This is a genomic window from Sphingopyxis sp. L1A2A (genome assembly GCF_005502465.1).
GTDB lineage: Bacteria > Pseudomonadota > Alphaproteobacteria > Sphingomonadales > Sphingomonadaceae > Sphingopyxis.
The window spans coordinates 21,175-30,467 of the sequence record NZ_SCOT01000040.1; the positions used below are offsets into that span (position 1 = coordinate 21,175).

9 protein-coding genes, 1 tRNA gene and 1 pseudogene are annotated in these 9,293 nt (G+C 64.5%); 7 read left to right on the forward strand and 4 right to left on the reverse strand.

Going from position 1 to position 9,293, the window contains the following annotated elements; genetic code table 11:
• Positions 1 to 197: 197 nt before the first annotated feature.
• Positions 198 to 899 (forward strand): RNA polymerase subunit sigma-70, encoded by a 702-nt coding sequence (locus FFS68_RS15730; protein WP_137754142.1) that lies wholly within the window; start codon positions 198 to 200, stop codon positions 897 to 899.
• 7 nt (positions 900 to 906) lie between these two features.
• On the opposite strand, the gene FFS68_RS15735 is transcribed toward FFS68_RS15730, so the two are convergent.
• Together FFS68_RS15735 and FFS68_RS15740 are read right to left on the reverse strand one after the other, a co-directional pair.
• Positions 907 to 1,557, reverse strand: a complete 651-nt coding sequence (locus tag FFS68_RS15735) for an LON peptidase substrate-binding domain-containing protein (protein WP_137754150.1) — start codon at positions 1,555 to 1,557, stop codon at positions 907 to 909.
• Positions 1,557 to 2,468 (reverse strand): tetratricopeptide repeat protein, encoded by a 912-nt coding sequence (locus tag FFS68_RS15740; RefSeq protein WP_137754143.1) that lies wholly within the window; start codon positions 2,466 to 2,468, stop codon positions 1,557 to 1,559. The genes FFS68_RS15735 and FFS68_RS15740 overlap by 1 nt, the downstream gene beginning before the upstream one ends.
• Before the next feature lie 191 nt (positions 2,469 to 2,659).
• Between FFS68_RS15740 and FFS68_RS15745 the strand changes: the two genes are divergently transcribed.
• The 3 genes and pseudogenes from FFS68_RS15745 to FFS68_RS15755 all read left to right on the forward strand — a co-directional run.
• A tRNA-Gly gene (locus FFS68_RS15745) sits at positions 2,660 to 2,734 on the forward strand.
• 288 nt (positions 2,735 to 3,022) lie between these two features.
• Entirely contained in the window at positions 3,023 to 4,216 is a 1,194-nt protein-coding gene (locus FFS68_RS15750) for a DUF932 domain-containing protein (protein ID WP_137754151.1), read from the forward strand.
• A 120-nt stretch (positions 4,217 to 4,336) separates the two neighbouring features.
• Positions 4,337 to 4,894, forward strand: a pseudogene (locus FFS68_RS15755) (ParB/Srx family N-terminal domain-containing protein); the annotation flags it as partial.
• Here FFS68_RS15755 and FFS68_RS15760 read toward each other — a convergent pair.
• Positions 4,894 to 5,343 (reverse strand): sigma-70 family RNA polymerase sigma factor, encoded by a 450-nt coding sequence (locus FFS68_RS15760; RefSeq protein ID WP_171003916.1) that lies wholly within the window; start codon positions 5,341 to 5,343, stop codon positions 4,894 to 4,896. The pseudogene FFS68_RS15755 and the gene FFS68_RS15760 overlap by 1 nt on opposite strands.
• A gap of 494 nt (positions 5,344 to 5,837) precedes the next feature.
• Between FFS68_RS15760 and FFS68_RS15765 the strand changes: the two genes are divergently transcribed.
• The gene (locus FFS68_RS15765; protein WP_137754145.1) at positions 5,838 to 6,752 is read left to right on the forward strand and encodes an Abi family protein; all 915 of its coding nucleotides are present in this window, start codon (positions 5,838 to 5,840) and stop codon (positions 6,750 to 6,752) included.
• A gap of 15 nt (positions 6,753 to 6,767) precedes the next feature.
• Here FFS68_RS15765 and FFS68_RS15770 read toward each other — a convergent pair whose 3' ends face one another.
• The gene (locus FFS68_RS15770) at positions 6,768 to 7,493 is read right to left on the reverse strand and encodes a thermonuclease family protein (protein WP_249340197.1); all 726 of its coding nucleotides are present in this window, start codon (positions 7,491 to 7,493) and stop codon (positions 6,768 to 6,770) included.
• Between the two features lie 252 nt (positions 7,494 to 7,745).
• On the opposite strand from FFS68_RS15770, the gene FFS68_RS15775 reads away from it, so the two are divergent.
• Together FFS68_RS15775 and FFS68_RS15780 are read left to right on the forward strand one after the other, a co-directional pair.
• Positions 7,746 to 8,069: a DUF736 family protein gene (locus FFS68_RS15775; RefSeq protein ID WP_137754146.1), complete on the forward strand. Its 324-nt coding sequence runs from the start codon at positions 7,746 to 7,748 to the stop codon at positions 8,067 to 8,069.
• Positions 8,070 to 8,145: 76 nt separating this feature from the next.
• The gene (locus tag FFS68_RS15780; RefSeq protein ID WP_137754147.1) at positions 8,146 to 9,075 is read left to right on the forward strand and encodes a HEPN domain-containing protein; all 930 of its coding nucleotides are present in this window, start codon (positions 8,146 to 8,148) and stop codon (positions 9,073 to 9,075) included.
• Positions 9,076 to 9,293 lie beyond the last annotated feature (218 nt).

Sequence of the window (9,293 nt, forward strand, 5' to 3'; positions counted from 1 at the left end):
GTTCGTATCGAGCGAAGTCGAGATACCTGTCGTCCGCGCACGCCTTCACGGCGTCTCGACTTCGCTCGACACGAACGGCAAATGAGGAAGCGCCCATATAGGTATTTCTACCTAGTCCCTCAGCAGCCCGCCGCTCACCCTATTTCCCTATCCCGGCTCCAGCGGCACCCACGCCGCGGCACGAGGGGGACAGGACCATGTCGGCAAAAAGCGACGCGCTCGAAGCAGCGGTGACGGACTATATCCAGGCGCGAACCGCGCTCGATGCGGCGCCGGGGGCGCGGGCGCGGGCGCTCGCCGACCGGGCGTTCGCCCGGCTGGCGGCGCTGGCGGCACCGCGCATCCGTTATTTTACCCGCAGCTACGGTCTCGCCGATGTCGCCGACGATGCCGATCAGGTGTGCGCGATTGCGCTCCACCGCGCCGCCGAACGCTATGATCCGGCGCGGGCGCGATTCACCACTTTTGTGAACTGGCAGCTGCGCGCCGAGCTGCAGGCGCTCCGCCTGCGCCTGCACGGCGACCAGCGCGCGGCGGGGCGGCGGCACATTGCGGCGACGCTGTCGCTCGATGCGTTGCAGGCCGACGGCGCCGACGACTGGCTGATCGACCCGGCGGCCGAGGCCGCGACCGAGGCGCGCGCCGCCGACGGGCTGGCCACGCGGGCCGCCGATCGCCTGGTCGCCGATTGGGCGACGCGCCGCCGCGCCGGGTTGCTGCGGACAGCGCGGGGTGAGCGCGACCGAGTCGAAGCGCGGGTCGCCGCCGAGCAGGCGCTGGTTCGCCACCAGTTGACGGTGCGCGAAGCGAGCGAACGGCTCTGCGAAAGCGACCGCCATATCGTGCGCCGCGCGCTGGCCGACATCGTCCGTCACGCGGTGCCCCGGAAGCTGAACTAGGGGACGCTTATTGCAGCGTGGCGCGGCCGTCGTCGCTGTCGTAACGCCCGAAAAACTGCATCAGCTGGACGACCAGCTCGGCGCGCGCGTCGATCGGCGTCGCTTCGAGCAGCGCCTGTTTCGCGGCGGCATCGAACGGCGCGACCTGCGCGATCCCGTTGACCAGCGTCGCATCGTCGAGCTGGCCGACCGAATCCCAGTCGACGACATAGCCCTGCCGCGCCGCAAACCGCTTCGCCTCGCGCTCGAGGCTCGCGCGCTCGACGCTCGACAGCACCGCGTCGTCCTCGATCTCGGTCTCGATCTCGGCCTCGACCTGGCGAAACGGGGTGATGACGTCGAGTTCGCGGCGGACGCGAAAGCGCGCGACGCCTTCGAGCACCAGGTTGAAGCGTCCTTCGTCGAGCGCCTCGACATCGACGATCCGTCCGACGCAGCCGACGTCGTAGAGCGCGGGCGGTTCGCGGCTTTCTTCGCCGGGCAGCACGCGCGGCTGGATCATCCCGATCTGGCGGTCGCGCGCCAGCACCTCCTGCACCATCGCCGAATAGCGCGGCTCGAAAATATGCAGCGGCAGGTGCAGACCGGGAAACAGCACCGCGCCGGATAGCGGAAAAATCGCGATCCGCTGGATGGTCAAGGGCGCTTCGGCGTTCATCAACCGAACAGGATCAGCGACAGGCGGCGGCGCTGCGCCGCGACCCATGGATCTTCCAGCCCAACGGCTTCGAACAGCGACAGCAGCTTGGCGCGTGCCGCATCCTCCTGCCATTCGCGGTCGGCGGCGACGATGTGGAGCAGATTGTCGGCGGCGGCGTCGCGCTGCCCGGCACCGATCTGCGCGCTGGCAAGGTCGAACCGCGCCTGATGGTCGCCGGGATCGGCCGCGACCGCGGCCTCGAACGCCGCAAGTTCGCCCGCGCCGGGCGCATCGGCGGCGAGCGCGAGCGCGCTTTTCGCCTGCGCGATCGCCGGATCGTCGGCGATCTCGGCGGGCACCATGTCGAGCACGCCCTGCGCGCTGGTCAGGTCACCGGCGAGAACAAAGGCGCGGATCAGCCCGCCATGCGCTGCGGCATTGTCGGGCGCCATCTCGAGGATCTGGCCAAAAATGCCCGCCGCGCGCTCTCCGTCGCCCTCGGCGAGGACGGTTTCACCCATGTCGATCAGCGGCGCGATCTCGACCGCGCGCGCCGTCGCGGCGCTTTCGATCGGCAGCTGCGCGAGGAGCTGGTCGAGCATCGTCTTCAATTGGCTTTCGGTGCGGGCGTTGGTCAGATTGGCGACCGGCTGGCCCTGGAAAATCGCATAGACGGTCGGGATCGACTGGACCTGGAACTGCCCGGCGATGAAGCGATTCGCGTCGACATCGACCTTGGCGAGCAGCACGCCCTTGTCGGCGTAATCGGCGGCGACCTTTTCCAGGATCGGGGTCAGCTGCTTGCACGGCCCGCACCATTCGGCCCAGAAATCGAGGATGACCAAATTGGTCATCGACGGCTCGACGACATCGCGGCGGAACGCTTCGACGGCTTCCTTCTCTTGTGGATTCAGACCCAATGTGGCCACGCAATCATGCTCCTGTTTTTCGTTTCCGGTCGCTTGCACGCCGACGGAAAAGACTCTGACCCCGCTTATGTGGGATTTGCAGGCGATATGCCAACCCTTCGGCAAAAAACGCAAACAGGGCTTGCCGAGTCAAAAAGCCGGTGCTAATCGCCCGCCTCACCCGCTGGAACCGACCGGTTTCAGCCGCCAGAGCGGGCGTAGCTCAGGGGTAGAGCACAACCTTGCCAAGGTTGGGGTCGAGGGTTCGAATCCCTTCGCCCGCTCCAGTTTTCCACTGAAAATAAGTCACTTAGTGTCGCGCGGTCAGCGCGTTTTGTGGTGACACGGGCAATGACACGCCGCTTTGTCTCCACAATGTCTCCAAAGAATATCGCAGATACGGATAGGCGCGGTAGCTTTAGGGTGGCCAGCTTGTCTCGCGCGGCATGCGCCGCGCCAGTCCGCGGGCCCGGCGCGCTACGCCCGCTGGCCCATAGAGTGAGAGGGGAACGGGGAAACCCGTGACGGGCAAGGGCTTGGAGAGAGGCTCCGAGCGCTCGTCGCGGAGATTTGCCATGACCCACCCTATCCAAGCGGCGCCCGCCGATCACGCGCCGGGCTACAAGGTCGATATCTCGCGCGGTCAGCGCCTTGGCCGCGTTTCATCCGAATGGTTCTCGCGCCCCGAGGACGAGCGCTACCTTTCCTTGAACGAGCTTTTTGACGCGGTCCGCGCGCGTGCCGAGGCCGCAACGGCCCGGACAGTCGAGACGCGCGCGATCCGCGTCGAGGCCGCCACCGACAATCCGGAGCGGCTCACCCTCCTGCTTCCTGACCGCGACGCGCCTGTGGCGCCGACCCATTGGTCCTTCGGCCAGCTCTGCAGCCTTGTGGGCGCACCTTCGGGCTATTTGCGCCAGCTGCCTGCGGCCCTGGCGGGGATCAACATGCAGCACGGGTTGCTCGCGCATCGCGGCGAGTTGGTGAAAACCCTCGAGACGGGCGACGGCCGCACCGAACTGCGTGCCGTCACCGGCCCGGATTATGGGCGCATCTGGGACCATGAGCTGGTGTCGGCGGTTATGAAGATCGCGGGCAATGGAACGGGCGACACGCGCTGGAAAGTGCCGGGCATGCTCGACTGGTCAACGATGCGGCACAATCCGTTCGTCGAGGTCACGAAGGACACGACGACGCTCTATGCGAGTGACCGCGACGTGTTTCTCTTTCTCGTCGACGATGCCAATCCGATCGAGGCCGGGCGCCTGCCCAATGGCGATCCTGACCTCTTCTTTCGCGGCTTCTACTGCTGGAACAGCGAAGTCGGATCGAAGACGCTCGGCATGGCAACCTTCTATCTTCGCGCCGTTTGCATGAACCGGAATATCTGGGGTGCGGAGGGTTTCGAGGAAATAAGCATTCGTCACAGCAAGTTCGCCGCTGGCCGCTTCGCGCAGGAGGCGGCGCCCGCGCTTGAGCGGTTCGCTGCGTCTTCGGCGGGTTCCTTCCTGAATGGCATCAAGGCCGCGCGAGCCGCCATCGTCGCGCGCGACGGCGACGAACGGCAGAACTTCCTGCGCAAGCGCGGATTCTCGAAAAGCGAGACCGACAAGATCATCGCCACTGTCCTCCAGGAAGAAGGGCATCCGCCATCGTCGATCTTCGATTTCGTCCAGGGCATCAATGCTGTGGCGCGCGATCGCCCGCATCAGGACGCGCGGCTGGAGCTCGAAGGAAAGGGAGCAAAATTGCTCGCGTCGGTGCGCTGATCCGGCGTCGACTCTCGGTTCGGCGTGGTCCGCTTCCCTAGAGGAAGAGGGCTGCGCCGGAGCCATGGCGGGTTGAAAGCCGGGAGAGAGTCTCGCGGCGGCCCGTCATGGAGACGAGTCATGACGAAACATGCGAAGATCACGCTCAGCGGCGCGCGGGACATCCCGTTCAGCGCCCTCATGCTGAGCCAGGCTAATGTGCGGCGCGTTAAGGCGGGTGTGTCGATCGACGGCCTTGCGGCCGACATCGAACGGCGCGGCCTGCTCCAGAGCCTGACGGTTCGGGCGCAGCGCGACGAAGAAGGCAACGAGACGGGGCGCTTCGAAGTCCCTGCCGGCGGGCGCCGCTTCCGGGCGTTGCAGCAACTCGTGAAGCAGCGCCGCATGGCGAAGACCGAACCCGTGCCCTGCATCGTGCGCGACGATGACACCGTGTCGGCCGAGGAAGATTCGCTGGCCGAAAATGTCCATCGCGAGCCTTTGCACGCGCTCGACCAGTTCCGCGCCATGCAGAAGCTCGTCGAGCAGGGCAGCGACATCGAAACCGTGGCGGCGACCTTCATGGTTACCCCGGCGGTCGTGAAGCAGCGCCTCAAGCTCGCCGATGTGTCGCCGAAGCTGCACGACATCTATGCCGAGGACGGCATGTCCCTCGATCAGCTTATGGCCTTCTCGGTCTATATAGAACCAGTTTGAGGCTTTAATTTCTCAATCGCCTCGCCGACGCGCCGCATCGTGTCGCGCGCTTCGAGCGCTGCATGGGGGTCAGGGCCGGCGATATCCTCATCCTCGAAACTATGGTGCTGCGACGTCAGACGCGCAGTGTCTGCGCGCGCCCGATCGGTGAGCAGGTTGCGGGCGGTGCTGACGAGATAGGCTCCGGGCTTTTCGATCAGTGCCAGCTTTCCGCCCTTCGCCATGGCAAGGCGGCGGAAGCATTCCTGGACGAGATCGCCGAGGTCCTGCTTCGGCGCGCGGCGGCGCAGATAGCGTGCGAGCGCCGGCTGATGCGCAGTGTAGATCGCTTCCATGCTCGCCAATGGACCAAAGCCCGTCCAATCGGACGGCGGCACCGGGTCGCCGCTGCTCAAGGCGTGCGCGCGATTCTGTTCGTCGTCGAAATCCATGTCCATCGCCTCCGGTCGGACCGGAAGAACGGTGTGCCGGGCGGTAAGAACATACTCGGAAAAATATGCGCCGCCGCCTTTAGCCCGAAAGCCTGGACATACGCGTCGGCCACCCGGCAACGGATGGGAATATCATAAAGGCCCGAGCAGAATTCTTACGTTCCGGCACCGCGCGCCTTCTGGCCCGGTGCCCGGCCAGCATAGCCGGACGTAACGTCAGGGCAAGCCCGCGCCACGCAATTGGATCCAGAATGAGTCTTTTTGGCTGAGGACCTCGATTTGTCGCCTCGACCTCGATTTGTCACGACGATCCTTGTCTTTGCCGGCCTGCTCGGCCGGTCCTATTTCGTGTTGCGCTGCAACGCTTGTTATTGATTTGTTCGCACCCGTACCCTATGTGGGCATCAATCGCACCCGCCCGGCCTCTGTTCGCAAGGACATGCACACTGGGCGGGTCTTTTATTTTGGGCTCCGCTGACGCATGAACAGGCTTCATGTCACGATCCTTTAACAAGCCCACCCTCACCTACGCGCAGCAAATCGCCCATCTTCGTGCGAACGGAATGGAAATTGCCGACGAGCCTGCAGCCGAGGCCTGGCTTCGCCATGTGAGCTATTATCGTCTCAGCGCTTATTGGCTCTATTTCGAACATCCCAAAGGCCATCAGGGGCCGCGCTTTTTCCCCGGCACGACTTTCGAACGCGTCACCGCCCTTTATGATTTCGATCGCCTGCTCCGGCGCCTGCTGATGCGCGGAACCGAACATGTCGAGGTCGCGCTACGGGGAAGCTGGGCCTATCATCTCGCGGAACTCGGTGATGGCCACAGCTATCTCGACGCCAGTCTCTACAGCGATCGCAAGGACTATCATCTCCGCCTCTCGAAACTTGCCGGCGAAGTCGGGCGCTCGAACGAGACCTACATTAAACATTACCGTCAAAACTACGATGTGCCGGCGTTGCCGCCGGTCTGGATGGTCGCCGAAATGATGTCGTTCGGCCATCTTTCACGCTGGTATTCGAGCCTCGCCGACCGGGCGCTCCGCAACCGCATCGCGGTGCCGCTCGGCCTCCCCGAAACGGTTCTCGTGCCGCTTGTCCGCCATGTGACCGATATCCGGAACATCTGCGCGCACCACGGCCGGCTCTGGAACCGCGGCTTCCTCGCGCCGCCGAAGCTCGCGCAGAAACCGAAATCGCTACAGGCCACGATCGATCAGAATGCGACACAGGCTCCGGCGAAGATCTATAATGCGATTTGCATGATCGGACATGTCGTCCGCACCGTGGCGCCGGGCTCGACCTGGATCGCCGACATCGCAGCGCATCTCGCGACCCAACCCGAAGGGGACTTTAGATCGATGGGGTTCCCGGTGAATTGGCAGCAGCGCCCCTTGTGGTTGCCCTGAAAAGGTCGTGACGCGCTAGCGGCCGCGATAGGGCTCGCACGCAATGCCGTCGCCGTCGCCGTCCATTTCGGGCCGGTAACCGGGCTGGCCTCGCCGCAGCGGGGCCGCGCCCGCTGCCCAGGCCTCCTTACAATTGCGGAAATAGACGCCCGAAGGAGCGGGCGATGGCGCGCGGTCCGGCGCACGCGCTCGCGCCGCATCGCGCGAAAGGCCCGGTGTCCGCTGCCCCGGCCTCGGATGCGCGGCGCGATAGTCCGCTGGCATCTGGAACGTGCCGTTCCACAAGCCGACACTGGCCGCGCGGGCGCGAGCCTCGGATGCGACATAGCGGTCGCTGAAATGTGGCAGGGCGACGGCGAGGCCCGCATCGACCATCGCACCGCCAAGATCGATCGAACCCGCGCGGCAGGTGGCGACGATCCGTCCATAATCGTCGATATCCTTCTGCTCGCACACGACCGATTTCCCGGCGACGAGGCTCGCGAGCTTGGAGGCCGCCTGCTTTCCGCAAGTCCAGAGCGCGCCGCCGCGTTCACAGCTTTGCGCCAGCTCGGGCGCATCGACGCCGAAGAGCCGCACCGATATTCCGCTGAGATCGAGCGAATCCCCGTCGGCCGCGCGGGCCGGGCCGCTGACCTGCTGCGCCGAGGCAGGGAGCGCGAAAAGAAGGAAGGCGGCGGTGATCGTCGGTCTCATGCGCTGCCCATAGCGTGCTCCGGTGAGCAAATCCTTGCCGTCCATCGCCATTCCGGCACGCACGGTGCCAGCCGGTGCAGATCCGGCGAGATGAATGGCGCGTCCGCGCGCGCAACGGCGCCGCACCGCCTTTTTCCCCGGCCATGCGGCCTCCTCGCAGGCGCTTCGCGCGCAAAAAGCCGGTGCGGCGCCGTCCTTCGCTGTCGCTTCGGCCCTTCGGGTGCACGCGCGGGCCTGTCGCCATTCCCTGGCCGCCGGTGCCCCGGGGATGGCCCCGGGCTTCGCAGGAGTATCATCATGGCCGCAATCGGTCTTGTCAGCGGAACGAACGAGAAGGGCTTTGTCGGCCAGCTCGCGACGATCTCGATCCGCGTCCCCATCGAAATCCGCCCCAACCCCAGCAAGAGCGGCGACGTGCAGCCCGACTATCGCGTTTGGTCGAACGGCGTCGAATGCGGCGCCGGCTGGCTGCGGCGCAGCGAGGCGACGGGCAACCTCTATGTATCCTTGACCCTCGAAGCTCCCGAGTTCGGGCCGCGGCGCATCTATGCCAATCTCGGCCGCGCGGCGGGGCAGGACAATCCAGACGTCTATGCCCTGCTGTGGAATCCGGCAGATTGACCGCGGTCGGCGGCATCCTTGAGGCTGGTTCAATCTCGGCGTGCAAGGGTGTCGCCACCTTGTTAGGGTGACCGCAATGCGCAGCAGTCTCGATCATCTCCCCCCGCACAAACAGCGCGAACTCGAACGGATCGTCCAGATCGTCTTCGAGGAATTCGAGGATGCGCTGGCGCTCGCGACGCAGGACTGGAAGCGCAAGGGACGGATTTCCAAAATCATTCTCTACGGCAGCTATGCGCGCGGCGGCTGGGTCGACGAGCCGCACACCGCCAAGGGCTACCAGTCGGACTATGACCTGTTGATTATCGTCAACGACGATCGGCTGACGGACCGCGTCGAATATTGGTCGAAGCTCGACGATCGGCTGATCCGCGAGCTTTCCGTCACGAAGACGCTGCGCACGCCGGTGAACTTCATCGTCCACAGTGTCGGTGAGGTGAATGCCGGGCTGTCGCAGGGACGCTATTTTTTCATGGACGTCGCGCGTGACGGGATCGCGATTTATCAGGCGGTCGACGATGAACTGCCCGAGCCACAGCCGAAGTCGCCACATGCTGCGCTTGAGCTGGCGCGAGAGTATTTCGACGAGTGGTTTCCGAGCGCCGACGAGTTTGCTGATGATTTCCGCTCAAATCTTGAGCGAGAGAGGCTGAAGAAGGCAGCATTTGAGCTGCATCAAGCAACCGAACGCTACTATCATTGCGCACTTCTCGTCTGCAGCTTCTATACTCCGCACGTTCACAATCTCGCATTCCTGCGTACACAGGCCGAGCGCCTTGATCCTCGGCTCAGCGATGCGTGGCCGCGCGAAACGAAAGCCGATCGCTCGCGGTTCGAGAAGTTGAAGGAGGCCTATATTAAGGCACGCTACTCGAAGCATTATCGCATCACCGACGATGAATTGGTGTGGCTCGGAGAGCGGGTGGGAGTACTCGCGAAGATCGTCGAGCAAATATGCAACGAGCGAATCGCGCAGCTTGAAGCGACCGCCCGCGAAGCAGGATAGCAGCGACGGGCGCCGCTTTTTGCACGCACGAGGTTTGATTGCCGATTTTTAGAACTGTGACTTGAGCGAGTTCGTGACTGTGAATCGCGGGAAAAAGGGCTTCGCAGTAAGCGTGGTCAGGAAACCGCCATCGCTTAGCTGTCGCGGGATTTAGCGTCGGTGTAGGCGGCTCTTCCCTGTGCCCGTCGCTTGGCGAGCTTCGCCATGCGTGCGTTGAT

What these genes read in the sequence shown, in the direction of transcription:
- FFS68_RS15730 (WP_137754142.1), top strand. Translation starts at nt 198, where the DNA reads ATGTCGGCAAAAAGCGACGCGCTCGAAGCAGCGGTGACGGACTATATC.
- FFS68_RS15735 (WP_137754150.1), bottom strand. Translation starts at nt 1,557, where the DNA reads ATGAACGCCGAAGCGCCCTTGACCATCCAGCGGATCGCGATTTTTCCG.
- FFS68_RS15750 (WP_137754151.1), top strand. Translation starts at nt 3,023, where the DNA reads ATGACCCACCCTATCCAAGCGGCGCCCGCCGATCACGCGCCGGGCTAC.
- FFS68_RS15760 (WP_171003916.1), bottom strand. Translation starts at nt 5,343, where the DNA reads ATGGATTTCGACGACGAACAGAATCGCGCGCACGCCTTGAGCAGCGGC.
- FFS68_RS15765 (WP_137754145.1), top strand. Translation starts at nt 5,838, where the DNA reads ATGTCACGATCCTTTAACAAGCCCACCCTCACCTACGCGCAGCAAATC.
- FFS68_RS15770 (WP_249340197.1), bottom strand. Translation starts at nt 7,493, where the DNA reads ATGGACGGCAAGGATTTGCTCACCGGAGCACGCTATGGGCAGCGCATG.
- FFS68_RS15775 (WP_137754146.1), top strand. Translation starts at nt 7,746, where the DNA reads ATGGCCGCAATCGGTCTTGTCAGCGGAACGAACGAGAAGGGCTTTGTC.
- FFS68_RS15780 (WP_137754147.1), top strand. Translation starts at nt 8,146, where the DNA reads ATGCGCAGCAGTCTCGATCATCTCCCCCCGCACAAACAGCGCGAACTC.